Origin of the sequence: Phytohabitans flavus (assembly GCF_011764545.1) — a bacterium.
Lineage (GTDB): Bacteria > Actinomycetota > Actinomycetes > Mycobacteriales > Micromonosporaceae > Phytohabitans > Phytohabitans flavus.
In genome coordinates this window covers 2067982-2092046 of record NZ_AP022870.1, presented here as the reverse complement: position 1 = coordinate 2092046, position 24065 = coordinate 2067982, and the positions used below count along the sequence as shown (strand labels likewise).

At 69.4% G+C, this 24065-nt stretch carries 24 protein-coding genes and 1 pseudogene; 13 read left to right on the top strand and 12 right to left on the bottom strand.

The features are described 5' to 3' along the window. Positions 1–4 precede the first annotated feature (4 nt). On the bottom strand, positions 5–841 hold the full coding sequence (locus Pflav_RS08840) for an ABC transporter permease (RefSeq protein ID WP_415624314.1): 837 nt from the start codon (positions 839–841) through the stop codon (positions 5–7). A gap of 10 nt (positions 842–851) precedes the next feature. Then, complete coding sequence (locus tag Pflav_RS08835) at positions 852–1808, bottom strand: ATP-binding cassette domain-containing protein (protein WP_173035253.1); 957 nt, start codon at positions 1806–1808, stop codon at positions 852–854. 67 nt (positions 1809–1875) lie between these two features. Here Pflav_RS08835 and Pflav_RS08830 point away from each other — a divergent pair, with 67 nt between their 5' ends. After that, positions 1876–2634 carry a TetR/AcrR family transcriptional regulator gene (locus Pflav_RS08830; protein ID WP_232071119.1) on the top strand — a complete coding sequence of 253 codons (759 nt, stop codon included), beginning with the start codon at positions 1876–1878 and terminating at the stop codon, positions 2632–2634. 173 nt (positions 2635–2807) lie between these two features. Here Pflav_RS08830 and Pflav_RS08825 read toward each other — a convergent pair whose 3' ends face one another. Next, entirely contained in the window at positions 2808–3188 is a 381-nt protein-coding gene (locus Pflav_RS08825) for a winged helix-turn-helix transcriptional regulator (RefSeq protein WP_173035252.1), read from the bottom strand. A gap of 73 nt (positions 3189–3261) precedes the next feature. On the opposite strand from Pflav_RS08825, the gene Pflav_RS08820 reads away from it, so the two are divergent. Next, entirely contained in the window at positions 3262–4137 is an 876-nt protein-coding gene (locus Pflav_RS08820; protein ID WP_173035250.1) for an SDR family oxidoreductase, read from the top strand. Positions 4138–4145: 8 nt separating this feature from the next. Here the strand turns inward: Pflav_RS08820 and Pflav_RS08815 are convergent, their stop codons facing one another. Further along, positions 4146–4844 carry a response regulator transcription factor gene (locus tag Pflav_RS08815; protein WP_232071117.1) on the bottom strand — a complete coding sequence of 233 codons (699 nt, stop codon included), beginning with the start codon at positions 4842–4844 and terminating at the stop codon, positions 4146–4148. Between the two features lie 825 nt (positions 4845–5669). Here Pflav_RS08815 and Pflav_RS08810 point away from each other — a divergent pair. Both Pflav_RS08810 and Pflav_RS08805 read left to right on the top strand, forming a co-directional pair. Next, on the top strand, positions 5670–6923 hold the full coding sequence (locus Pflav_RS08810; RefSeq protein ID WP_173035248.1) for an HNH endonuclease signature motif containing protein: 1254 nt from the start codon (positions 5670–5672) through the stop codon (positions 6921–6923). Positions 6924–7059: 136 nt separating this feature from the next. Further along, positions 7060–7416: a hypothetical protein gene (locus Pflav_RS08805; RefSeq protein ID WP_173035247.1), complete on the top strand. Its 357-nt coding sequence runs from the start codon at positions 7060–7062 to the stop codon at positions 7414–7416. 86 nt (positions 7417–7502) lie between these two features. Here the strand turns inward: Pflav_RS08805 and Pflav_RS08800 are convergent, their stop codons facing one another. The 3 genes from Pflav_RS08800 to Pflav_RS08790 are packed head-to-tail and all read right to left on the bottom strand — an operon-like array spanning position 7503 to position 9180. Next, a complete protein-coding gene (locus tag Pflav_RS08800; protein WP_173035245.1) occupies positions 7503–7874 on the bottom strand; it encodes a hypothetical protein in 372 nt (123 codons plus the stop codon). Between the two features lie 53 nt (positions 7875–7927). Next, entirely contained in the window at positions 7928–8293 is a 366-nt protein-coding gene (locus Pflav_RS08795) for a nuclear transport factor 2 family protein (protein WP_197938229.1), read from the bottom strand. 5 nt (positions 8294–8298) lie between these two features. After that, positions 8299–9180, bottom strand: a complete 882-nt coding sequence (locus tag Pflav_RS08790) for a LysR family transcriptional regulator (RefSeq protein WP_173035243.1) — start codon at positions 9178–9180, stop codon at positions 8299–8301. Positions 9181–9229: 49 nt separating this feature from the next. Here Pflav_RS08790 and Pflav_RS08785 point away from each other — a divergent pair, with 49 nt between their 5' ends. From Pflav_RS08785 to Pflav_RS08755, 7 genes are all read left to right on the top strand, one after another. Continuing rightward, positions 9230–9940, top strand: a complete 711-nt coding sequence (locus Pflav_RS08785; protein WP_173035241.1) for a succinate dehydrogenase cytochrome b subunit — start codon at positions 9230–9232, stop codon at positions 9938–9940. Continuing rightward, positions 9940–11859 carry a fumarate reductase/succinate dehydrogenase flavoprotein subunit gene (locus Pflav_RS08780; RefSeq protein WP_377309284.1) on the top strand — a complete coding sequence of 640 codons (1920 nt, stop codon included), beginning with the start codon at positions 9940–9942 and terminating at the stop codon, positions 11857–11859. Before Pflav_RS08785 ends, Pflav_RS08780 begins: the two co-directional genes overlap by 1 nt. Beyond that, on the top strand, positions 11856–12614 hold the full coding sequence (locus Pflav_RS08775) for a succinate dehydrogenase/fumarate reductase iron-sulfur subunit (RefSeq protein WP_173035239.1): 759 nt from the start codon (positions 11856–11858) through the stop codon (positions 12612–12614). The genes Pflav_RS08780 and Pflav_RS08775 overlap by 4 nt, the downstream gene beginning before the upstream one ends. Before the next feature lie 274 nt (positions 12615–12888). Beyond that, entirely contained in the window at positions 12889–14103 is a 1215-nt protein-coding gene (locus Pflav_RS08770) for a serine/threonine-protein kinase (RefSeq protein ID WP_232071115.1), read from the top strand. Positions 14104–14129: 26 nt separating this feature from the next. Beyond that, on the top strand, positions 14130–14399 hold the full coding sequence (locus Pflav_RS08765; RefSeq protein ID WP_173035235.1) for a WXG100 family type VII secretion target: 270 nt from the start codon (positions 14130–14132) through the stop codon (positions 14397–14399). A gap of 61 nt (positions 14400–14460) precedes the next feature. Next, the gene (locus Pflav_RS08760) at positions 14461–14730 is read left to right on the top strand and encodes a hypothetical protein (RefSeq protein WP_173035234.1); all 270 of its coding nucleotides are present in this window, start codon (positions 14461–14463) and stop codon (positions 14728–14730) included. Beyond that, the gene (locus tag Pflav_RS08755; RefSeq protein WP_173035232.1) at positions 14727–16535 is read left to right on the top strand and encodes a hypothetical protein; all 1809 of its coding nucleotides are present in this window, start codon (positions 14727–14729) and stop codon (positions 16533–16535) included. Before Pflav_RS08760 ends, Pflav_RS08755 begins: the two co-directional genes overlap by 4 nt. Positions 16536–16587: 52 nt before the next feature. On the opposite strand, the gene Pflav_RS08750 is transcribed toward Pflav_RS08755, so the two are convergent. The 3 genes and pseudogenes from Pflav_RS08750 to Pflav_RS08740 all read right to left on the bottom strand — a co-directional run bounded on the left by Pflav_RS08750 (position 16588) and on the right by Pflav_RS08740 (position 19010). Beyond that, on the bottom strand, positions 16588–16953 hold the full coding sequence (locus Pflav_RS08750) for a hypothetical protein (protein ID WP_173035230.1): 366 nt from the start codon (positions 16951–16953) through the stop codon (positions 16588–16590). 61 nt (positions 16954–17014) lie between these two features. Further along, positions 17015–17323 (bottom strand): hypothetical protein, encoded by a 309-nt coding sequence (locus Pflav_RS08745; RefSeq protein ID WP_173035228.1) that lies wholly within the window; start codon positions 17321–17323, stop codon positions 17015–17017. A gap of 425 nt (positions 17324–17748) precedes the next feature. After that, positions 17749–19010, bottom strand: a pseudogene (locus Pflav_RS08740) (IS4 family transposase). A gap of 437 nt (positions 19011–19447) precedes the next feature. Here Pflav_RS08740 and Pflav_RS47255 point away from each other — a divergent pair. Further along, positions 19448–20980, top strand: a complete 1533-nt coding sequence (locus Pflav_RS47255) for a transposase (protein WP_173035147.1) — start codon at positions 19448–19450, stop codon at positions 20978–20980. A 567-nt stretch (positions 20981–21547) separates the two neighbouring features. Here Pflav_RS47255 and Pflav_RS08730 read toward each other — a convergent pair. Together Pflav_RS08730 and Pflav_RS08725 are read right to left on the bottom strand one after the other, a co-directional pair. Beyond that, positions 21548–21982 (bottom strand): VOC family protein, encoded by a 435-nt coding sequence (locus Pflav_RS08730; protein WP_173035224.1) that lies wholly within the window; start codon positions 21980–21982, stop codon positions 21548–21550. A 49-nt stretch (positions 21983–22031) separates the two neighbouring features. Continuing rightward, complete coding sequence (locus Pflav_RS08725; RefSeq protein ID WP_173035222.1) at positions 22032–22526, bottom strand: winged helix-turn-helix transcriptional regulator; 495 nt, start codon at positions 22524–22526, stop codon at positions 22032–22034. Positions 22527–22625: 99 nt separating this feature from the next. On the opposite strand from Pflav_RS08725, the gene Pflav_RS08720 reads away from it, so the two are divergent. Then, on the top strand, positions 22626–24062 hold the full coding sequence (locus Pflav_RS08720; protein WP_232071113.1) for an MFS transporter: 1437 nt from the start codon (positions 22626–22628) through the stop codon (positions 24060–24062). The last annotated feature ends 3 nt before the right edge of the window (positions 24063–24065 follow it).

Here is a 24065-nt window from a genome sequence, read left to right as displayed (position 1 = left end):
GTACCTACCGGCTGAGCCTCCGGTAGGCGCGTACCGACAGGGGGAAGAAGACGGCGGTCAGCACCGCCGGCCAAAGGAAGGCCATCAGGATCGAGTGCTGCGCCACCCACGAGTCGCCGCCCCAGCCGGGGTTGCCGAACAGCTCGCGCGCGGCGGCGACGGTGGCGGAGAGCGGGTTCCACTCCGCGAGCGTGCCCAGCCAGCCGGGCATCGTCTGCGGTGCGACGTACACATTGGACAGGAAGCCGAGCGGCCACACCAGGATCTGCAGCGCCATCAGCGCCTCCGGGCTGCGCAGCACCAGCGCCAGCCAGATGCCGAGCCACAGCAGCGCGAACCGCAACAGCAGCAACAGCCCGAACGCGGCCAGCGTCGCCCCGACCCCCTCGTGCCACCGCCAGCCGACCGCGAGCCCGCAGGCGACCATCGCGGCGAGCGTGAGCATCGAGTTGAGCATGTCCGCGCTGGCCCGGCCCATCACCACGGCCGACCCGGCCATCGGCATCGCCCGGAACCTGTCGGTCACGCCTCGGTCCGCGTCGGTGGTGACCGCGGTGTAGGTCGCCTCCAGCCCGAACAGCATCGTCAGCGCGAACATGCCGGGCAGCAGGAACTCCCGGTAGTTGCCGCCGCCCGGGACCTCGATCGCGCCGCCGAAGAGGTACCCGAACATCAGCACGAGCATCACCGAGAACAGCAGCCCGAACACGATCTGCCACGGCTGGGCGGCCCAGTGCTTCAGGTCACGCAGCGTGATCGTCCATCCGTCCGCGAGCGCCCATTTCAACTGCTGAGCCTGCGGTCGCTCCGTCGCTCGGCGCTCGTCCACCGTCGTGGTCAAGACCGTAGCCTCACGACTCCCGCTCATCCGGCACCTCCGTCAGTCGCAGGAACACCTCGTCGAGCGTGGGGCGGCGCAGCGCGATGTCCTCGACCGCGATGCCGCGGGTGTCGAGCACGCGTACCACCTCGGTGAGCGCGGCGACCCGGTCGCGCACGGGCGCGGAGACCCGCCGGTTGTCCGGGTCGATCTCCGGCTCACCCTCCGCGATCCCCTTGACCACCGCCGCCGCGGCGACGAGATCGGCGTCCGCGCGCACGATCACGTCGATCCGGTCACCGCCGATCCGCGACTTCAGCTCATCGGGGGTACCGCCGGCGACGACCCGCCCGTGGTCCAGCACCGAGATCCGGCTCGCCAGCTGGTCGGCTTCGTCGAGGTACTGCGTGGTAAGCAGCACCGTCGTGCCGTCCGCGACGAGCGCGCGCACCGCCGCCCACACCTCGTTGCGCCCGCGCGGGTCGAGCCCGCTGGTCGGCTCGTCCAGAAAGAGCACCGCCGGCCGCAGGATCAGGCTGGCGGCCAGGTCGAGGCGGCGGCGCATGCCACCGGAGTACTGCTTGACCGGCTTGCCGCCGGCGTCGGCCAGCCCGAATCGTTCCAACAGGTGGTCGGCGCGGCGCCCGGCCTCCCGCTTGCCGAGATGGAAGAGGCGGCCGAACATCACCAGGTTGTCCCGCCCGCCGAGCACCTCGTCCACCGCCGCGTGCTGGCCGACGAGCCCGATCCGCTCCCGCACGACCGCGGGCTGGCGCGCCACGTCGTACCCGGCGACGAAAGCCTTGCCGCCGTCGGCCCGCAGCAGCGTGGCCAGCACGCGCACCGCGGTGGTCTTGCCGGCCCCGTTGGGGCCGAGCAGCCCGTGGACAGTGCCGGCCGGCACGTCGAGGTCGAAGCCGTCCAACGCCGGCTTGTCGCGGTACCGCTTCCGCAGCCCTGTTACGTGGACCGCGAGGTCAGAAGCCATGACATCCCCTAACTCTCTACGCCGTACAGAATAGGCGCGCCGGGAGTATAGCTCTACGCTGTACAGAGTGACCACCGAGTACAGCGGCGGGAGCGACCCGAAGCGGATCATGGAGCTGCTTTGGGGCGCCCCGGAACGGACCCGCCGAGGCCCCAAGCCCCGCCTCTCCGTCGAGCAGATCGTGGCGGCGGCGACCGCGATCGCGGACGCTGAAGGGCTGGCCGCGGTCTCCATGCGCCGGGTCGCCGAGCGGCTCGGGGTGACCGCGATGTCGCTGTATACGTATGTGCCCGGCAAGGCGGAGCTGCTCGACCTCATGCTCGACCGGGTCTGCGCCGAGACCGCCAAGCCCGACGACGTACCGGGCGGGTGGCGGCCCCGGCTCGAGCTCGTCGCCCGCGAGGCCTGGGCGCTCTACCTGCGCCACCCGTGGCTGCTGCACCTCGCGACGAACCGCCCGGTGCTCGGCCCCAACCTCATCGCCCGGTACGACTACGAGCTGCGGGCCGTCGACGGCACCGGCCTCACGGACGTCGAGATGGACCTTGTCGTTCAGATGGTCGGCGACTACGTGCACGGCGCGGTACGGGGCGCACTCGCCGCCGCCACGCTCCCCGTCGACAGCGGCAAGACCGACGACGAGTGGTGGGCCGAGCTGTCACCGCTGCTGGAGAAGGTCTACGACGCCGATCGCTTCCCGGTGGCTACCCGGGTCGGCGCGGCGGCCGGCCAGGAGTACAGCGCGCCGCTCGATCCGGCGCGCGCGTTCGAGTTCGGCCTGGCGCGGCTGCTGGACGGGGTCGCCGCGCTCATCGAGCGTCGTTAGGGACTGCCGCTGCCGTGGTCGCCCGAGCGCGTCAGCGCCAGCGAGCCGCTGACCTGCGCGGTGCCCGCGGGAGCATACGGTCAGCGACTGACGCGGACCGGGGAGAAATATCCATCTCTCCGGATGCCCCGGGGGCGTAGAAAGGACGTGCCGACCTTGACCCGGAAGGGTCTCTAGCGGCTGCCGTCGTACTCCGCCTGGGCCTTGCGCACTTCGGGCATCTCGCCCTCGACCAGCTCGATCAGCTCGATCAGCTTCGTGGCGACCCGCTGGCCGCTCGTGGTCAGCGAGTACTCCACGCGCGGCGGGATCGTGGCCTGCACGTCGCGCTTGACGAGGCCGTCGCGCTCCAGCGCCTGGAGGGTCTGGGCGAGCATCTTCTCGCTGATCCCGTCGACCCGGCGGCGCAACGCGTTGAACCGGTAGGCGCCCTCGGAGAGCGCGGCGAGGGCGAGGATGCCCCACTTGCCGGCCACGTTTTCCAGGACGAGGCGGGAGGTGCAGGCGCGCGCGAACACGTCTGCGACGAGATCCTCCATGGCCTCTTCTGGCATGCCAACCAGACTACCCGATGTTGGGGTACTCTCTTCTGGTTAGTGCTCTCCAACAGTTAGTGGGGTCTTTCCAATGACCGTTGCCGTCACCGGCGCCAGTGGCCAACTGGGCCGGCTCGTCATCCGCGCCCTGCTCGACCGGGGTGTCCCGGCCGGCGAGATCGTCGCGGCCGTGCGCAGCCCCGAGAAGGTCGCCGACCTGGCCTCGCTGGGCGTGCGGGTGCGCGAGGCCGACTACGACAAGCCCGAGACGCTCGCCGAGGCGTTCGCCGGGGTCGACCGGCTGCTGCTCATCTCGGGCAGCGAGGTCGGCGTGCGCGTCGCGCAGCACACCAACGCGGTGAACGCGGCGGTGGCGGCCGGCGTGTCGCTGATCGCGTACACGAGCGCGCCCTACGCGGACACCACCGACCTGCCCATCGCGCCCGAGCACAAGGCGACCGAGGAGGTCATCCGCGTCAGCGGGGTGCCGTTCACGTTCCTGCGCAACAGCTGGTACGTCGAGAACTACACCGACAACCTCGCCTCCGCCCTCCAGTACGGCGCGATCCTCGGTGCGGCCGGCGACGGCAAGGTCTCGGCCGCGCCGCGCGCCGACTTCGCCGCCGCGGCGGCCGCCGTCCTCCGGGGCGAGGGGCACGACAACAAGGTGTACGAGCTGGGTGGCGACCAGCCGTTCACGCTCACCGAGCTGGCCGCGGAGGTGGCGCGGCAGAGCGGCCGTGAGGTCGTGTACCGCGACCTGCCCCAGGAGGAGTACGCGCAGGCGCTGATCGCGGTGGGGCTGCCGGACGGGTACGCCCACGTGCTGGCCGGCTCCGACGTGTCGCTGAAGGAGGGCAAGCTGCTCGTGGAGACCGGCGACCTGAGCCGCCTGATCGGCCGCCCGACGACCCCGCTCGCCGACTCGGTGGCGGAGGGGCTGGCGCGCCTCGCCCATCTCTCGTAGCCATGTCTTCATAGCCAGCCGCGTTCCTGGGCTCGGCGGATCGCTTCGAGGCGGTTGCGGGCGCCGGTCTTCCGGAGGATCGCGGACATCCGGTTGCGCACTGTGCCGTGGGCCAGGTAGAGGCGGTTGGCGATCTCTTTGGGCGGGAGGCCCTCCGCGGCCGCGCGGAGGATCTCCCGCTCGCGGGTGGTCAGCGGGTTCGGCGGCGGGTTGAGCACCGCCGCCGCCACGACCGGGTCGATCACCCGGTGGCCGCTCGCGACCGACCGCACGATCCGCACGAACTGGGCCGGCGTCACGTCGGTACCGGCCAACCCGAGCGCGCCCGCCGCGAGGGCCCGGCGCAGCGAGTCCGCGGTCCAGCGGGCGCTCAACGCCAGGACCGCCACCGACGGCAGCCGCTCCCGCAGCCGGGTGAGCACACCCCGGGTGTCCGCGGCGGTCAGATCCACGTTCACCACGACCACGTCCGGCCGCTCCCGCCCGGCGACCGACAGGATCTCCGCCCGGTCGCCGATCTCGGCCACCACCTCCAGGTCGCCTTCGCTCGACAGCACGGTGCGCAGGGCGCTCCGCAACAGCCCCATCTCCTCGACGACCATGATGCGGATCACGAGGGTGTTCTCCGATCTCTGGTGCCCGCTGAACCCGCTTCCGCCTGTACCGCGCAGCGCGAGCGCCCCAGATGGGGTGGTGGAAAGGTTCATCTGCCCTCCTCCGGTCCTTTGTGGACCGCCGGGAATCTCCGCGTCGCTCTATGGGTCATCGCTGGCGAGCCGCACACCGCAACACCGTGACGCGCATTCATTGCGCGAATCTGGCGCTCGCCGGTCGGTCCGCCATCGACGGCGCCTGGTCCACCGCCACAGCCCCGGCCCGCAGACCGCCACGCCCCCGGTATCGACGGCCTCTGGTCCGCGGCCGCAGCCCTGGGCCGCAGACCACCACGCCGTCGGTACCGACGGCGCCTGGTCCGCCGCCACAGCTCCGTGTCGCGAACCGCCACGCCGCCGGTACCGGCTGCGTCTGGTCCGCCGCGCCGCCGGTCTGGACGAAGGATGAAGGAAGGTGCCGATCGAGCCGGCGGGCCCGTGGCTCACGACGGTCGGTGATCCCATTGGCGGGCGCGGCGGCGGCATCGCCAGGTCGGCAGCCTCCGGAGGCGGCTGACGGCGCGCAAGGACGGCCGGTGATCCACTCGGCCTGATCCGGCCCTCAATCGCAAGAAAAGATGGCCCGTCCACCGCTGGCGCAGGTGGCGCCCGGTCGGCTCTGGGGCTCCGCACGGCTTGCGGCCCTGCCCACATTTCGGTGGTCAGCCTGGCTTCTGACCCTTCGGCAGCAAAAGCTCCAGCACCACCCACTACCTGTCGCCAGATCGCACCGCCCGTCGCCGCCGCCAGGTGGCCACGGGGTCTCCGGTATATCAGGTTCCTTGGCGCTTTCTCATTCCTCGCAATATTGGAATTCGAATATCCCTAGATCGACGAATATAACTGGTGGTCTTGGAGTTAATGCGAGACAATTAACGGGTGGCCAGGGAGGCGTTAGAGCAGCTCAGCGAGGTAGTCGGCAAATGCGCTGGCGCCTCGGTCTGGACCCTGGGCGATGACGAGCTTGTCAATTCCCTGGACGCCGTCCATCAGGCCCTGCAAACACTCACCGCAGCACAACTACATCTGATCCGGGAAATCGACGGACGCGGCCTACCCATCGCGCAACACGCCTCCAGCACGGCGGTGTGGTTGCGGGAGCGGCACCGGATCAGCATCCACGCCGCGAAGCGGCTGGCCGACCTGGCGAGAGCGGTTGACGAGCGGGCCGCTCTCGATACCGCTCTGGTTGCGGGTGTGGTCAACGCTGAGCAGGCCACGGTCATCGCTACTGCGGTCCGGGATCTTCCCGCCGACCTCGGCGCTGATGTGGTTGATGAGGCCGAGGCGGTGCTGATCGGTCAGGCCGAGCAGTTCGAGCCCACCATCCTGCGCAAAGCCGGCGAACGGATCCTCGCCCACGTCGCTCCCGAGATCGCCGACGCCCGCGACGCTGCTGCATTGCAGCGGCAGGAAGCCCGCGCCTGGCAGACCCGCGCGTTCCAGCTCACCCGCCTCGGCGACGGACGCGTCCGGGTCACCGGCTGGCTCGATGAGGCCGGCGCCGCCACCGTCAACGCCGCCCTCGACCCGCTCTGCGCGCCCCGCCACGACGACGAGCCGCGCACCCCCGGACAGCGCCGCGCGGACGCCCTGGTCGAGGTGTGCGACCTGGCCACCCGCACCGAGCAACTGCCGGACAACGGCGGACAGCGGCCACACGTGATGGTCACCGTGCCATTCGAACTGCTCGAGCAGCAGTTCGGCGTCGGGATGCTGGACACCGGTGGGCGGCTCAGCCCCACCCAAGTCCGCCAGCTCGCCTGCGACGCGCAGCTGATCCCGGCGGTGCTCGACGGCGACGGACAGGTCCTAGACCTAGGCCGCACCCGGCGCCTCATCACCGGATCGCTACGGCAGGCACTGGAGCTACGCGACCGAGGATGCGCCTTCCCAGGCTGTGACCGACCACCACGCTGGTGCGACGGGCACCACATCCAATCATGGGCCGACGGCGGACCTACCAGCCTGGAAAACAGCGTGCTGCTGTGCGGCTACCACCACCGCATCATCCACCGAGGACACTGGACCATTCGGCTTTGCGTCGAGGACAGCAGGCCGGAGTTCATCCCACCCGACTACGTTGATCCACGGCAGCGACCACGTCGAAACCCTTACCACCCCCGGACGTGACCGGTCGGTGCTCGTCTATCTAGATCTGGCGTCCTTGCGGATCTGCTCGCGCAGCCGGCGGCAAGGGGCCGGCAGTGGGGAGGTATGGGGGCAGTAGTATCCCGCCGTGCCTCGCGACCGTGCCCTCGTGGCGTGCGTGCTTCTCGTCCTGACCGTCGCCGGCTGCGGCGGTGACCAGGATCCCAGCGCCGAGGCTCCAACTCCCACGCCGAGCCCATCGGCGGCTCTCAACCGGTTCGGCATGGATGCCTGCCGCGCCGCCGCCCAGATGCTCAAGGAAGGCGACTGGAGCGCGGGCAACGGCCAGATGCTCGGTTCGCTGGCGAAGACTGCGAACCACAAAGCCATCTTCGACGCGGGTGACAGTCTCTTCCGGGCCGCGACCGCCGTCGCCGCCACTCCGGATGAGCCCGGCGAGCGCGAGGCATTGTCCGCCGCACAGCAAGGCCTCTGGGACGCATGCAAGTCCGTATTGGGCGACGAACCCTGGTAATCGGCCGCACTGGCACCAAGGCGAATACATGCCAATTCTCGGGTGGCTGACTCCCACGGCGGGCAGCGCGTTCGAGGGGTCTCGGGCTACTCGCGGAAGCCCTGCCTGAAGCGGCGGAAGAAGCCGCCCTCGCGGGGCAGGGGCGGCGCGGTGGGTGGGGCGGTGGCGCGCTGCCGCGCGATCGGCTGGTCGTAGTCGGTGCGCGCGATCGTGTCGATGACCTGGTGCTCGTCGAAGTTTTCCGAGCCCTCGATATGCGGGACGAACCCGACCAGCACGCCATTACGCATCACCTGGGCCTCCAGGCCCGCGGTGCCGTCCGTGTCCCACATAGCCTGCCGCCCGTCACGCAGCGCGACCCGTACGCCGTACTGCGCGACGCCCGCCCGCTCCAAGTGCGCCGGCACGCCGCGGTCGCGGAGCGCGTCGACGACCCGTTGGGCCCTGCTCTCATCCATGCCGCGACGGTAGCGCTACGGGCTGTGAAGTGACTGTGAGTCACCTGTGCGGATCACTGACCCGGGGCGATCGGCCACTCCTCGAACCACTTGCACCGGCCGTCGGGCGCGAAGCGCAGGATCCACAGGTCGCGCCACTGCTGGTCGAGTGGTGGCCCGTAGCGCACCTCGGCTCGTACCACCGCTGTGTCGCCGTCGATGGCCACCACCTCGCGGCTCATGTCGAACGCCTCGTCCGGCCCGGCCCGCTCGGTCTCCCACATCTCCGCGATGGCGGGCAGGCCGACGACCGGATTCCGGTACGGACCCTGGAGGTAGCTCGCCTCGCTGCTGAAGATCTCGCCGAGGCCGCCGGTGCCGGGCGAGCGCCACGCCCGCTCGTACGCGTCGACCCAGCTCAACACGTCGGAGTGCTCCACGCCGCTCAGTCTTCCAGGTACCCGAGGATCGTGTGGCGCAGTGCGGCGGCCGCGTGGGTGGGTGTGGACTCGCGGCGTTCGGCGATCGCGACGGTCCGCTGGATGCCGGGCGGGGCTAGCGGTGCGGAGTGCAGCCCCGGGTGGCCCGCGAGCACCATGCTCGGCACCACCGCCACACCCAGGCCGGCGGCCACGAAGCTGAGTACCGCGTCCATCTCGCCGCCCTCGACCGCGAACGCCGGCTCGAACCCAGCGGCGTGACAGGCGGCCAGGGTGGCGTCGCGTAGGTCGTACCCCCTGCGGAACATCACCAGAGGTCGGTCCCGCAGGTCCGCGATGGCCATGCCCCCCGCGGGCACTGGGAGGGGTGACGCCGAGGCGACGACGAGGTCTTCGCGGATGATCGGCTCGGCCCGCAGGGCCGGGTCGATGCCGTGCGGCGGCAGGATGACCAGCGCGAGGTCGAGGTTGCCTTCGGTGAGGTGGCGAACGAGGTCCTGCGAGCCGCTCTCCTCCACATGCAGGTCGATGCCGGGGTGGTCGGCGCGGAAACGGGGCAGCACGCGCGCGACGAGGCTGGTGGAGAGGCTGGGCGTGGCGCCGAGCCGCACCCGGCCGCGGCGGAGCCCGACCAGCTCCTGCACCTCGCGGCGGGCGGTCTCGACGTCGGCGAGGATGCGGCGCGCGATCGGCAGCAGCGCGGCGCCGGCCGGGGTGAGCGTGACGGTGCCGCGGGTGCGGTCGAACAGCGGGGCGCCGATGTCGCGCTCCAGGCTGTGGATCTGCTTGCTCAGCGTGGGCTGCGCCATGCCGAGGTCGGCCGCCGCGCGTGTGAAGTGGCGCTCATCGGCGACGGCCACGAAGTACCGAAGCTGCTGGAACTGCACTCGTCATAGCCTACAGCTATCGGAGCTGTGTCGATCATGCATTGGACGAATGGAGTCGTCCGGCCCTAGCGTCGGTGACGTGGTTACGGTAAGTGCGGTCCGGTCGACCGTCGGGCAGAAGACGCTCATGGCGGTGAGCGGCATCTTGCTGGTGCTGTTCCTGGTGGCGCACATGATCGGCAACCTCAAGGTGTTCGTGGGCGCCGGCTCGTTCGACCACTACGCGCACTGGCTACGCGCCATCGGCGCGCCACTACTACCCCATTCTGGGTACCTGTGGATCCAGCGGGCCGTGCTCACCGCGGCGCTGGTGGCGCACGTGTGGGCGGCGACGGCGCTCGCGCTCCGGGCCCGAGCCGCGCGACCTGTCGGGTACGCGCACCGCCGGCCCGTCCAAGGCAGCTACGCGGCCCGCACCATGCGGTGGGGCGGCGTGATCATCCTGCTCTTCGCGATCTACCACGTGCTGGACCTGACCACCGGCCACCTGAACCCGGTCGGCGATCGCGCGCACCCGTACGGGAACGTGGTCGCCGACTTCGCGCCGGAGCGGTGGTACGTGACGCTCTTCTACACGCTCGCGGTGCTGGCGGTGGGGTTCCATCTGCGGCACGGGCTGTTCAGCGCGGTGCGCACGCTGGGCCAGCGCACGGCGGCGGGCGAGCAGCGCGCCCGGCTGGTCGCGCTCCTGGCCTCGGTCGGCCTCTGCGCGGGTTACCTGTCTGTTCCGTTCGCCGTCATGGTTGGGTTGGTGGGCTGATGTTGTTCGATGTTGGTGCTCCGATCGCGGACCGCAAGGCGCCCGGCGGGCCGATCGAGACGCGGTGGGACCGGCGGCGCTTCGAGGCCCGGCTGGTCAACCCGGCCAACCGCCGCCGCCTCACGGTCATCGTCGTGGGCACGGGGCTCGCGGGCGCGTCGGCCGCCGCGACACTCGGCGAGGCCGGGTACCGGGTCAGGTCCTACTGCTACCAGGACAGTCCCCGCCGCGCCCACTCGATCGCGGCGCAGGGCGGCATCAACGCGGCCAAGAACTACCGCAACGACGGCGACTCGGTACACCGCCTCTTCTACGACACCGTGAAGGGCGGCGACTTCCGCTCCCGCGAGTCCAATGTGCACCGTCTCGCCCAGGTCTCCGTCGAGATCATCGACCAGTGCGTGGCGCAGGGGGTGCCGTTCGCGCGGGAGTACGGCGGGCTGCTCGACAACCGCTCCTTCGGCGGCGCGCAGGTCTCGCGGACGTTCTACGCGCGCGGGCAGACCGGGCAGCAGCTGCTGCTCGGCGCATACCAGGCGCTCGAACGCCAGGTCGCGGCCGGCACCGTGACCATGCACGCGCGGCACGAGATGCTCGACCTGATCGTGGTGGACGGACGTGCGCGCGGCATCGTGGTGCGCGACCTGGTGACCGGCGAGGTGACGACCGAGCTCGCGGACGCGGTGGTGCTCGCCACCGGCGGGTACGGCAACGTCTTCTTCCTCTCCACCAACGCCAAGGGCTGCAACGTGACGGCCACCTGGCGGGCGCACCGGCGGGGCGCGCTCTTCGCCAACCCGTGCTTCACCCAGATCCATCCCACGTGTATCCCGCAGTCGGGGCCGCACCAGTCGAAGCTCACGCTGATGAGCGAGTCGCTGCGCAACGACGGCCGCGTGTGGGTACCGCTGCGCGCCGGCGACGACCGCGCGCCCGGCGACATCCCCGAGGCCGAGCGCGACTACTACCTCGAGCGCATGTACCCGGCGTTCGGCAACCTGGTCCCCCGCGACATCGCCTCCCGCGCGGCCAAGAACGTCTGCGACGAGGGCCGCGGTATCGGAGACGGCGTATATCTGGACTTCGCGGATGCGATCGTCCGCCTTGGGCGGGCGGCGGTCGAGGAGCGGTACGGGAACCTGTTCGAGATGTACCAGCGCATCACCGGCGAGGACCCGTACGAGGTGCCGATGCGCATATACCCCGCCGTGCACTACACGATGGGCGGCCTGTGGGTCGACTACGACCTCCAGTCGACGATCCGCGGCCTCTTCGTGATCGGCGAGGCCAACTTCTCCGACCACGGCGCGAACCGGCTGGGCGCGTCGGCCCTCATGCAAGGCCTGGCGGACGGGTACTTCGTGCTGCCCAACACGATCAACGACTACCTGGCGGACGGGCCGTTCCCCACGGTCGATCCCACCAACGCCGAGGTCGTCGACGCGCTGGCCTCGGTCACGGAGCGTATCGAACGGCTGCTCGCGCTGAAGGGTGACCGTACCGTCGACTCCTTCCACCGCGAGCTGGGCCGCATCATGTGGGACCACTGCGGCATGGAACGCACGGACGACGGCCTCCGCAAGGCGATCGGCGAGATCCGGTCATTGCGGGAGGAGTTCTGGGCACGGGTACGCGTCCCCGGTGACGGCGTCAGCCTCAACCAGGCGCTGGAACGTGCCGGCCGGGTGGCCGACTTCTTCGAGCTGGCCGAGCTGATGTGCGTGGACGCGCTGCACCGTACCGAGTCGTGCGGCGGTCACTTCCGGGCGGAGAGCCAGACCCCGGACGGCGAGGCGCTGCGCGACGACGGGCACTTTTCCTATGTCGCGGCCTGGGAGTGGACGGGCGACGTGCCGGTGCTGCACCGCGAGGACCTGGAGTTCGAATACGTCACGCCCAGCCAGCGGAGCTACAAGTGAACCTGACCCTGCGTATCTGGCGGCAGAACGGTCCCGACGCGAAGGGCCGCCTGGTGGCGTACCGCGTCACGGACGTCTCCCCCGACATGTCCTTCCTCGAGGTGCTCGACATGCTCAACGAGCGCCTGACGATGGAGGGCGCCGAGCCGGTCGCGTTCGACCACGACTGCCGCGAGGGCATCTGCGGCGCGTGCGGCGTCGTCATCAACGGCGTCGCCCACGGCCCCGAGAAGGCGACCACCACCTGCCAGCTCCACATGCGACACTTCCGCGACGGGGACACCATCGACGTCGAGCCGTGGCGGGCCAGGGCCTTCCCGGTCGTCAAGGACCTGGTCGTCGACCGCGGCGCGCTGGACCGGGTGATCGAGGCCGGCGGCTACGTGAGCGCCCCGACCGGCAGCGCCCCCGACGCCCACGCGCTGCCCGTGCCGAAGGCCGACGCCGACGCCGCCTTCGAGGCCGCGACGTGCATCGGCTGCGGTGCGTGCGTGGCCGCCTGCCCGAACGGCTCCGCGATGCTCTTCACCGCCGCGAAGGTCACCCACCTGGGCCGCCTGCCCCAGGGCCAGCCGGAACGCCAGTCACGCGTGCTGGACATGGTGGCGGCCCACGACGACGCCGGCTTCGGTGGGTGTACCAACACCGGTGAGTGCACCGCCGTGTGCCCGAAGGGCATCCCGCTGGAGACCATCGGCCAGCTCAACCGCGACTACCTCCAGGCATCCCGCCGCCCAGCCCGGTCGCGCTCGTAGCCACCCCCCTGCCCGGCCGCGCCGGCGGAGGCTGCGGCCTGGTCACACGGCGTCCAGGGTCGTCTGTGGACATCCAGGACCGCCAGTCCGGACCAGCGATCAAGTAACCATCGAGTCGGCCAACAAAGAAGTCGCACGCGATGTGCGGAATGCGTTAGCCGGATCCGATCACTCTCCACATCAGGTCGGCGGACGGGCGGGCCACGGGCGGCGGTTTTTGCATTGATGTACTAGATTGGCTATTTGCTGAGACGGACTGGGGAGGATTTCTACCGTGTCGGACTCAGGGGCGGCTCCGTCCCATGTGCGTCCCTACGTTCGGCAGCACGCCCCGTTCGCGCCGCACCAGGCTGCCCTTTTCGCCGCCGAGCTGGCCGAGCAGGTCGCTGCCCTACACGCGGCGGGTCGCCGGCCGCTGAGGCTCGACAGCGATGTGCGGGTCGAGGTCCATGAGGGCCGCGTCCGGCCGGTAATCATGGCGTCCGAACCGGAGGCCGGGCCACACACTCGGACCGACGACGTGCGTGCGCTGGGCGGCGTGCTGTCCGACCTGCTCGGTGCCCCGCCCGAGCCGGACGGTGGCCTGCCGCCCCGCCCGAATGGTGCTCCCGAGGCGTTGTGGTCGCTGCTGGAGACCGCGGTGGCCGCCGATCCGGCGGCGCGGCCGACGGCGGCGCTGCTGGCGCGGCAGCTTCGCGACGCGGCACGGGACCTGCTCCTCGGCGTGACGCCGTGGCCGGCCGCGGCCGGCGCGACGAACGAAGCGCTGCCGGCCAGCTCACTCCACGAGGTACCGGTGCCCGGATACGTCCCGGTGCCCGGCGCGGTGGACGACCTGCCGGCGCCCCGGGGCCCGGGCCGGCGGCTGGCCATCGGCCTCGCGGCGGTGGCGACCTTGGTAGTGCTCTCGTCCGCCGGTGTCGTTACCGCCCGCGCACTGTCCACAGAGGACCCCGGCACCGGCATACCCTCCAAGAACGTGGCCGCGCCGTCCCCCACGCCGACCACGCCGGCCCGGACCGCCGGCCCACCCTCCGCGAGTCCCGCACCGCCTCAGCCCGGCCGGCCCGCCGCCAGCCCCGCACCGGCCCAGCCCGACAAGCCCCAGGCGTCATCGCGACAGCCGGCACCGACGACGCCCGCGCGGCCAAACACGCCCCAGATCGCATCGAGCACCAAGAGCATGAATGTCGCCCAAAACTACGGCCGCGCCCAGGGATCGGTGTCCTGGGACGGGACGTCGGCGCAGGCGAACGGCCGGCTCGTCGACGCCGCGGCGAACGAATCCCAGTCCTGGCTGCGGATCGCCTACCAGATCTACGAGGGCGGCACCTGGAAGACGCGCTACGTGCAGCCCGACCCGTACGCCACTGTCGCCAATGGACAGGGCGCGAACTTCTCGTGGTCGCGCAGCGGCCCGATCAAGGATGTCCAGTGGGACGTCTGCTCCAAACGAAACGGCACCACCTATTGCACCGGCTGGAAATAACTAGGTAGCCACAGAAGGGATCGAAGATGTCTAACCTGCGCGGCGGCAACGTGGAGGAGATGCAACAGCTCGCGAGGTTGTTCTCGGCCAACTCCGGCAAGCTCAACAGCGTCATCAGCGACCTCAACAGCAAGACCGTCGACAGTGAACGGATCTGGACCGGCCCGGCAGCCGACCGTTTCCGCAGCGCATGGGGCGAGGCCAAGACGGCGTTCGAGAAGATGCGCCAGGCGTTGGACGAGGCCAGCTCCGCGGTCAGCAAGAACGCGCAGAACATCGAGCAGGCGACGCGCTGAGGCGAGTTCCGGGCCGCTGGGGGCCTCCCCGGCGGCCCGGCCCGAACCGGGACCGGAGGCCATGTCCAAGGAACAAGAGGAATACGAGCAAGCGCTGGCCACCTACAGGCGCATCAAGGCACTGTCCGACGAGCATTGGCACGCACTCGATGCGACCTGCCGCGCCATGGACAACCAGACCTGGGTCGGGCCCGCCGGGCGCAAGTTCGGCAAGGGCGTCCATGACCACCGGGCGGAGCTGTGGCGCCAGCTCACATCGGCAGTGAATGCCGCGGACCGTGACCTCAATACCAAGAGGGCGATAGCCAGGGCTGCGGAGAAGAAGAAGTGACGAACTCGAACTTCTCCGGCGTCAAGCGGCCCGAATTCGAGCACATGACGCATGCGCACGCGCGGGCCGCGTCGCGGCTGAGCCGGCTGTCCCATGAGTTGTGGGTGGAGCTGACCAAGGCCGACCTGGGCACCTCCGCGGCGATCCGGATCCGGGACATCGCCGCCGAGATGCAAAACGAGGCGAACGACCTGCAACGTAGGCAACGCCTCTTCGCCGAGATGGACCGCCTCGGGACGAACATCAAGGTTGGCCAGCCAAACGGCCTGTACTGGAAACTGCCCGATGGCCCGCTCGACCCGACCGCGGATGTCCGCTTCGCCCTGACACTCGCCCGCAAGGGCAAGGCGCTCACCGACGCCGAACTCCAGCAACTCGCCCTCACGCTGCGCCGTCACCGCGGCGACGAGACGTTCGCCGCAATCTTCGCGAGCGGTCTGGGCGCGCGAGGCACACTCGAATTCTGGGGCGGTGTCTCCGAATGGGCCGGGCAGAAGGGCAAGGAGCGGCAGGCGATCCTGAAGGATCTGCAGAAGGAGTTCGGACACACGCTCGCGCGCGCTACCAGCATGGATTCGGCGGCGATGGAGCAGTGGAAGCGGGAGATCATCAGTCTGGGTGGCCAGGAGATCAACCTGTCGCCGGCCATCCGCGAGCCCCGTGGTTTCCAGATCATGAGCAGCCTGCTGCGGCACGGCGCGTACGACACCAAGTTCTTGGTCAACTACGGCAAGGCGCTGATCGAGTACGACAAGGGCGGCGGTAAGGATCTGGAGCGGTTCTGGACCCACTTCGGCAGGCGGGACTTCAACGTCGGCAACCAGCAAGACGCCGGCAACGACCCGATGACCGGGTTGATGGAAGCCCTCGGCCACAACCCAGACGCCGCGATCGGCGTTCTTAAAGATGACAAAATATTCAAGTACGTGATGGCCGAGCGCGCATGGTTCAAAGACACCCTCGGCGCCAGCGAGAACGAGATCGTCGCCGGCCGCGACGCCCTCGGCCACGCGCTACAGGCCGCCACTACCGGCCGCCAGTACGACCAGGCACCGATCGACCTCGACCCGAGGAAGGGCAAGGGACACACCGCGGATCAGGCCGCCCTTTTCCAGGAGCTCATCAAGCTGGTGTCACGTGACACCACGCGCGCCTACCCGGAGATACGGGACAGTTTAGGCCGCATCGCGGCAGAGTACATTCCGGACATCAACCGGGTTCTCAGCGCCGAGACCGTGGGCGGGGAAAAGAACGCCGCCCTGTTTCCGACGGTGGGCAGCTCCTTCGGCCCAGGCGAAGCGGCACCAACCCGGAGTGAGGTCGCCAGGTTCCTCTACGAGGTCTCGAAGGACCCCGACGGTTACGCGCCGGTCCTGCTGTCGCAGAAGCACTACACCAGCGGGCTGATCGACTATCACTTGCAGCACCCAGACAGGTACCTGTCGCTGACCGACGACGGTTGGGAGACGGTCCATCTCGCCACCCATGCCGCCGGAGCGGTCCACGGCATCCTCGCCCTCGGGCGTTGGAATACGACCACCGGCGAGGCCGCCGAGGACGACAAGAAATACAACGACTCCCTGGGAACGAGAATGGATTGGATAGCAGGGGCACCGGCACGCTCATTGGGGTCGGGACGTCGTTCATCGCGTCGCCTGCGGTTGGTGCGGCCGTCTCCGGTGGGGCTACCACGGTTTTCGGGATCGTCAACAAGCAGGTCGCCGAGAAGCTCAAGCACGACACGGTGGAAGGCAGTATGCACGCCAATGGCGAGGAAATCGAAGCTTCGAGGGCGGAAACTCTGAGGACGCTGCAGGACGCCGTCGACAAGGCCGGCCGCAGTTACAACTCACCCCGTCACGAGACCTTCAGCGGCGCCGTGGGACTGGGCTTCGGCGGGGGATTCACCGCAGGCATGGGCCTGACCGGAGTGTCAGTGTCGATGCGCAGCCCGCTGTACGACGGGTTCTGCCGCCGCGTGTCGGTGAGGGCGAGGTGCAGCTCCCCGCGCGGCCCGAGCACCCCGTGCCCGCTGTAATAGAGCAGCAGCAGGTTTTCGGCCTGCCCGGCCGCCTCCTCAAGCCGGTCGCCGACCTCGGCCACCGAGATGCCCTCGGCGTTGGCGTCGATCTGCGGCACGTCGGGCAGTTCCGGGTCGCGGTAGCGGGCCGTACCGAGCAGCACCAGCCGCGACCGCGCCGGATCGACCGCCCGCGAGCTCAACTCGGCCCCTCCAGCGCCTGCCGCACCAGCCCTTCGACATCCTTGCGCGCCCCTTCCGGCGTCAGAACCGCTGCGCGGCCTGGATCGCCCTGTCGACAGACTCCAGCGAGTAGTCCTGATCCGGTACCTGACGCAGCACGTCGTTGAGTGCCCGCACCCGCCGCAGTGCCGCCGACATCTCATCGAGCGTCGGCGCCAGGTCGTTCACGGTCGGCCCGTCCGCGCACACCAGCAGGTACTTCGCCCCGGTACTCGGATGCGTCTTCACCGTGGTCTTGCCCCATTGCCGGGTAACCTGCGGCGGGTTGGCGACGATGAACTCCCTGAACCGCAGCAGGCTGTCGACGAGCCTGGCCGACTGCGAACCCATTGACCCTCCCGACACTGGGGACACTGTGACGATCCCATCAACAACCCCAGCCGGAAAGCCTCGACGCGACGCCCGAAGCCCGCACCGCGCGGCTCGTCCACAGTGGCCGAACGGCGCGGCGGCCAGCCCAAGTCGCCACCGGCGGCATGCTCCATCCACAATCGGGCTACAGATCAATTGCCTAACGAAGATTTGAGCTACCGCGATGTCCGCGGTGGTCCGGACCCAATGCCACTCACCTTAGTTTGATCTTGGTGGTGGGTGGGTTGGTGTGGCGGGTGCCGGTGTCGTGGGGTTGTTTGACTCGGTAGCTGTTGTGGCGCATGCGTTTGACGACGCGGGGGTAGCTGCGGTGGCGGTGTTGGTTGAGGTGTCGGTGGTGGGTGATGTCGGCGCCGATGGCGGCGATGAGGTGGTGGCGGTGGTCAGGGGGAAAATGCCGTCGGGTCTTGGACCCGACGGCGCAGGATACGCACGGTGCGGTGGAATTTGACCTGGTCGGGATCGATGTCGGCTTCGGTGGCGGCCTGGCAGATCAGGGCGCTGATCGCGTAGTGGGTCAGCAGGTAGCCGTAGATTTCTTGGGTCACCATGGCCGGGCTTTTCGAGCGTAGGACCCGTCCGGGGCCGCGCAGGTGGGTTTTGAGTTGGCCGTTGCTGGTTTCGTGGTCCCACCGTTGGTGGTATGCCTCGGCCAGCACGGCGGCCGGGGCGTCGGCCGGGTCCAGGATGCTGGTGAGCAGGCTGATCGGTTCGTCGTTGTCCGCGCGGTCGGTGACCTGATAGGACACGACCCGGGCGATGCGGGCGCGGTGCGGGTCGATGTCGGCCCGGGTGGCCGGGTCACGGGCCAGCGCGAGGATCCGGTCACGTTCGCTTGGACGCGTCCGGGAGGCATACACCACGGTCAGATACGAGCCGTCGGGCAGATCTTGCACGACGGGTAGGGCGATCGCGCCGCCAGCGCCACCGGCCCGCCACAACACGTCCGCGCCGGTATCGGTAGCCGCACACCAGTCGCGCCAGCCGTAGAAGTTACGATCGGCCAACAGCAGCATGCCCGGCTCCAGCAACGGATACAACCCACGGGCCAGGCTCTGCTCCCCCTGCCCTTTACCCACGACCGGCCCGATCACCGCACCGATCGGCGCCCGCGAACCGGTCTCGACCAACGTGACCAACCTGGCCTTGGGAAACGCCGAACGTCTCGTAGCCCCGCCGGCATAGCCGAAGAACTCCGCGTTGGCCGGACTATCCGGCACATCAAGCTCACTTCCATCGACCGACACCAACCGCCGCCCAGCCAGCCACGCACCCCGGGTCAACACCCCACACACCGGCCGAGCCACCCGCTCGAACACCTCCCGCACCGGCTCGGCCCCCAACCGCTGCCGGGCCTGCGTAATCCCCGCCGAACCCGGCATCGACCAACTCGCATCCCAACACCCCCACGCCATCAACGGCTCAGCCAGCCGCGCGAGCACCCCCTCATAGTCATCCTCAGCGAACAACGCCAACGCCATCGCGAAGTACACCATCACATGCGCCGGCAACTTCCCATCCGACCGCTTCGACTCCCGGCCATACACCGCCACCGCCGCATCGACCACATCCCGCGGCACCGACCCGGCCAACACCCCACCGAGACCCAGTCCGTCAACCGCCCACCAGCCCCAAACACAACCAGCGATCATCACCCACACCAACACCACCAACCCACACCGACACACCCACCCACCAAGATCAAACTAAGGTGAGTGGCATTGGGTCCAGACCGCTGCTCCCGCGGCCTCACCCTCCGCGCTTCACAACCCCAACCCCTGGCCAGCGCGGCCGGCGGTGCGGCAACGGCCCCGCCTGTCACGCGCGATACCAGGCTGGCAATCGCGAACGCCGATTTCCTTGATCCGGCGCTGCGACGGACGCCATCCGGCAGATCGTGGTACGCAGCGGCCCCAGAGAGCCTGTCGCAAAATCGGGTCGGTGTGGCTGACCTGGTGTTGATTTGCTGTGATCGATAATTGGTGGGTGGCGAAGGGGTTTATGCCGGTATGGCGGGATCAGCCGATGTTGTTGCCGCCGGATTTGCGGGATTGGCTGCCGGTTGATCATCAGGTGTGGTTCGTGTTGGACGCGGTGGCCCGGTTGGACACGGCGGGGTTCGCGGCCCGGGCCAGGTTGGGTGGTGCGGGCCGGGCCGGCTACGACCCGGACATGTTGTTGGCGTTGTTGATCTGGGCGTATGCCGGTGGGGTCACCTCCTCGCGGCAGGTCGAGCGGCGCTGTCGGGAGGATGTGGCGTTCATGGTGATCTCCGGTTTGGCCCGGCCGGACCATGCCACGATCGCCCGGTTCCGGCAGCAGCATGACGAGGCGTTCGTGGACTTGTTCACGAAGGTGTTGGCGTTGTGCGGGCGGGCCGGGATGGGCGGGCTCGGGCATGTCGCGGTGGACGGGACGAAGATCGCGGCGAACGCGTCGATGCAGGCGATGACCGACGAGGACGGACTGCGCCGGATCGCCTGTCGGCTGGTCGAGCAGGCCGCCGCCGACGATGCCGTCGAGGACGAGCTGTTCGGTGACGCGCGCGGGGATGAGCTACCCGAAGCGTTGCAGGACCCGGCCCGACGGCGGGCGCTGCTGGACGAGTTGATCGAACGGGCCGAAACGGATCCGAACCGCGATCGCGGCGGCAAGCGGCGGCGGGCGGTGGACAAGGCCGACCGGGCTCTGGCCCTTGCCGACGAACTGGCCGCGGTCCGCGACACGACGCGGCGCGCAGCCCGGCAACGGCTCCAGGATGAACTGGACGCGGCGCGTCACTCAGCGGCGCACATCCGCGCGGCCGTGCAGCAAAAAGCTGACGAACGCGCCACCCAGCACGCCGCGGCGGCAGCCGAAGGGCGGCGGTTGCCCGGGGCCAAGCCCGTCCCGGTCGACGAACACAGCCACGTACGCCGCGCACAAACCCGCGTCGAGGCCGTCGAGGCCGAACTCGCCGCGTTCGAGGCCACACCCCACACCGGCAAAACCAACAGCGGCAAGAAGAACAACAACCCGGTCCGCTGCCTCACCGACCCCGACTGCCGGCTGATGCCCACCCGAACCGGGTTCATCGCCGGCCTGAACACCCAACTCGCCGTCGCCGCCGACTACCTCATCCTCGCCGTCGAGGTGGTCCAGGACACCGGCGACGTCAACCAGCTAGAACCCATGCACGACAAGATCGACGACGCCGTCCAAACACTCCGCGACGCTACCGCCAACCCCGACCTGGCCGTCGGCACCACCCTGTTCGACGCCGGCTACAACAGTCACGACAACCTCACCGCACCCGGCCCCGACCGGCTCATCGCCCAAGGCAAAACCCACCAACCCACCGGCCCCACCCCACCCACACAACCACCCCACCCGAACGCCACCGCCCGCGAACACATGGCCTGGCGCCTATCCACCCCAGAAGGCAAAACCCTCTACCGCAAACGCGGCGCCACCGTCGAACCCGTCAACGCCCACCTCAAAGACCGCCGCGGACTACGCCGCTTCTCCCGCCGCGGCCTCACCGCCGCCAAAGCCGAAGCCCACCTCGCCGCCGCCGTCACCAACCTGCTCCGCCTCGCCACCACCCACGGACCAACCGCCCTCACCACGGCATAACCGCAGACCAGCACCACCAACCCCGCCCAACCCCCAACACCCACAGCCCCACCCACACACAAAACAATCTGCGACAGGCTCCAGAGGGGCCGCTGCGTACCACGATCGCCGCGCGCTCCGATCCATCGCGCCGGTCAGGGCGACGGCCGTGAATGACCGGCACTCTTGAAGGTGGCGTGGCCCTTGATCGGTAAGTGCTCTGGTCGTCCGTGGCGAAAAATTGCCCCGCCAGGGGCAACTCTTCGCCACGGACGTAGCGCGGTGCGGCGTCGTTAGCGCCGATCAAGGGAATTCGTGGCCATCGGCCACGATCGGGGCGTCTTTGCGCGAAGTTCGATCTCGTCAAGCGCGGCTCTGGGCCTCCGGCCCAGACCGGCCCCGTCCCCCGACCCCCTACACATCCAGCGTTCTTGCGAATCTGCTCGCGCCACTGGCCGCTAGGCCAGCGGTGGGTTGTGAAGCGCGGAGGGTGAGGCTGCGGGAGCAGCGGTCCGGACCACCGCGGACATCGCGGTAGCTCAAATCTTGATCTTGCATCCACCATTGTGGACAGTGTCGCCTTCGCGGTCAGTCGAGGCAGAACTCGTTGCCCTCGATGTCTTGCATCACGAGGCACGACTCGTTTTCGCCGTCGGCGCGCAGCAGGCGCACGCGGGCCGCGCCGAGCGCGAGCAGTCGTGCGCATTCGGCTTCGAGTGCGGCCAGGCGCTCCTCGCCCACGAGGCCGGTGCCGACTCGCACGTCGAGATGCACCCGGTTCTTGACGACCTTGCCTTCGGGGACACGCTGGAAGTACAGCCGCGGGCCCGCACCCGTCGGATCGACGCAGACGAAGGCCGCGCCCTGACGCTCAGGCGGCAGCGAGCTACCGAAATCGTCCCACGTGGCAAACCCATCGGGTGGCGGCGGCACGACGTACCCCAACACCTCGCACCAGAAACGAGCGACGCGCTCGGGCTCCGCGCAGTCGAACGTGACTTGGACCTGCCTCACCGATGCCATTGATCAACCATAGATGGCGCAGCTGGCGGCGATCACGCCGGGGACGGTGTCAGCGGCTGCCCGCGAGGACCTCCCGGGCGATGGCGTCTCGTTCGGCGGCATCGCGTTCGGCTTGGGTTTGCTCCTCGGCGGCGCGCTTGTCGTAAGACGCACGTGCGGCGGCGATTTCGTTCTGGTGTGTCTCGGTCCAGGTCACCAGCGCCTGGATTGTCGTGTGCAGGGTGGTGCCGAGCGGGGTGAGCGCGTAGTCGACGCGGGGCGGGACCACCGGGTGCACCGTCCGGGTGACCAGCCCGTCGCGTTCGAGGTGCCGGAGAGTGCGCGCGAGCATTCGTTGGCTGACGCCGTCGATCTTCCGCCGCAATTCGGTGAAGCGCAGGCTGCGCCGGTCCAGCAGCGCGATGACGAGCAGTGACCACTTGTCGGCGACTCGGTCGAGGATCTGGCGGACCTCGCAGTCCTCGCGGGTGTCCCACTGAAGGACGTCGTAGTCGGCGTCGGTATCCGCGCAGTAACCGAGGGACTGAGAAGTTCCGTCTTCCATGCCTCCCGATGGTGCCTGACGATGCTGTCGGTTACAAGAAGGAACCGGCATGCGTCGGGAGAACCGGAGGGCGGGGTACGCCCTTCGAAAGGAGTCGAGATGTCTGCGTCGAGCATCCGCATGGATGGGCGCGCGTGGGGCGTGTTGTTCGTGTTGTGCGGGGCGATCTTCCTGGAGGGGATCGACGTCGCGATGCTGAACGTGGCACTGCCCGCGATCAGGGAGGATCTGGGGCTGTCGACCGGGGTCCTCAGCGGAGTGGTGAGCGCCTACGTGCTCGGGTACGGCGGCTTCATGCTGCTGGGCGGGCGGGCCGCCGACCTGCTCGGCCGGCGGCGGATGTTCCTGCTGTGGTTGGTGGTCTTCCTGCTCTTCTCCGGGCTGGGCGGCTTCGCCACCGAGGGCTGGATGCTGCTGGTGGCGCGCTTTGTCACCGGAGTGGCCGCCGCGTTCATGGCCCCCGCCGGACTGGCCCTGATCACCAGCAACTTCCCGGAGGGCCCGCAGCGTAACAGGGCGCTGGGCGTATACGCCGGCACCGCCGCCGGTGGCTTCTCCCTTGGCCTGGTCGCCGGTGGCCTGCTGGTCGCGGCCGGCTGGCGGTGGGTGTTCTTCGCTCCGGTCATCCTCGCCGCGGTGATCCTGCTGGCCGCGGTTCCGCTGCTGAAGGACCAGGTGCAGGAGACCCCGACGGTACGGCGCTTCGACATCGCCGGCGCAGCCAGCGTCACGACCGCGATGCTGCTGCTCGCGTACGGCGTGGTGCGGCTGGAGCACGGTGGAGCGGGACTCGGGACGACGATGGCGGTCTTCGCCGCCGGCGCGGTTGTTCTCGGGGTCTTCGTCTTGATCGAACGGCGCTCGCCCAGCCCGCTTGTCCGGCTCGGCATCCTGCGGTCGGCTCCGCTGGTGCGGACCAACCTGGCCGCGCTGCTGTTCATGATCTCATTCGCAGGCTTCCAGTTCATGGTGACGATCTACTTGCAGGAGCTGCGCGGCTGGAGCGCGCTGGAGACGGGTCTGGCGATGCTGGTCGTCGGCATCGACACCGTCCTCGCCCCGACCCTGACGCCATGGCTGGTCAACCGGTTCGGCAACGTGCGGGTGCTCTTCGGCGGCATCGTCTGCGCCGCGGTCGCCTACGCGCTGTTCCTCCCCGTGTCGCCGGATTGGACGTACGCGGCGATGCTGCCAACCATGCTGCTGCTGGGACTGGCCTTCTCACTGTCCTACGGACCGCTGACCATGGCGGCCACCGATGGGGTCGACGAGCAAGAGCACGGCCTGGCCGGCGGCCTGCTCTACACCTCGATTCAGTTCGGCACGGCGCTCGGTATCTCCGCGGTGACCGCAGTGAGCGTGGCCACGGTGAGGGCGCAGGACGGCGAGGGCATCAGCCTGGAGGCGATCCGCAACGGCCTGACAGTGCCGGCCGCCGCGGCCATCCTCGCCGCACTCATCACGGCAATGGGTCTGCGGCGGAAGGCCGCGACGCCTCAGGCGCCGCAGCCGGCAGTCGCCGAGACGTCGGTCTGACCC

What these genes read in the sequence shown, in the direction of transcription:
- Pflav_RS08765 (WP_173035235.1), top strand. Translation starts at nt 14,130, where the DNA reads ATGTCTAACCTGCGCGGCGGCAACGTGGAGGAGATGCAACAGCTCGCG.
- Pflav_RS08785 (WP_173035241.1), top strand. Translation starts at nt 9,230, where the DNA reads ATGGAGTCGTCCGGCCCTAGCGTCGGTGACGTGGTTACGGTAAGTGCG.
- Pflav_RS08725 (WP_173035222.1), bottom strand. Translation starts at nt 22,526, where the DNA reads ATGGAAGACGGAACTTCTCAGTCCCTCGGTTACTGCGCGGATACCGAC.
- Pflav_RS08760 (WP_173035234.1), top strand. Translation starts at nt 14,461, where the DNA reads ATGTCCAAGGAACAAGAGGAATACGAGCAAGCGCTGGCCACCTACAGG.
- Pflav_RS08780 (WP_377309284.1), top strand. Translation starts at nt 9,940, where the DNA reads ATGTTGTTCGATGTTGGTGCTCCGATCGCGGACCGCAAGGCGCCCGGC.
- Pflav_RS08825 (WP_173035252.1), bottom strand. Translation starts at nt 3,188, where the DNA reads ATGCCAGAAGAGGCCATGGAGGATCTCGTCGCAGACGTGTTCGCGCGC.
- Pflav_RS08730 (WP_173035224.1), bottom strand. Translation starts at nt 21,982, where the DNA reads ATGGCATCGGTGAGGCAGGTCCAAGTCACGTTCGACTGCGCGGAGCCC.
- Pflav_RS08815 (WP_232071117.1), bottom strand. Translation starts at nt 4,844, where the DNA reads ATGAACCTTTCCACCACCCCATCTGGGGCGCTCGCGCTGCGCGGTACA.
- Pflav_RS08720 (WP_232071113.1), top strand. Translation starts at nt 22,626, where the DNA reads ATGTCTGCGTCGAGCATCCGCATGGATGGGCGCGCGTGGGGCGTGTTG.
- Pflav_RS08745 (WP_173035228.1), bottom strand. Translation starts at nt 17,323, where the DNA reads ATGGGTTCGCAGTCGGCCAGGCTCGTCGACAGCCTGCTGCGGTTCAGG.
- Pflav_RS08835 (WP_173035253.1), bottom strand. Translation starts at nt 1,808, where the DNA reads ATGGCTTCTGACCTCGCGGTCCACGTAACAGGGCTGCGGAAGCGGTAC.
- Pflav_RS08820 (WP_173035250.1), top strand. Translation starts at nt 3,262, where the DNA reads ATGACCGTTGCCGTCACCGGCGCCAGTGGCCAACTGGGCCGGCTCGTC.
- Pflav_RS08800 (WP_173035245.1), bottom strand. Translation starts at nt 7,874, where the DNA reads ATGGATGAGAGCAGGGCCCAACGGGTCGTCGACGCGCTCCGCGACCGC.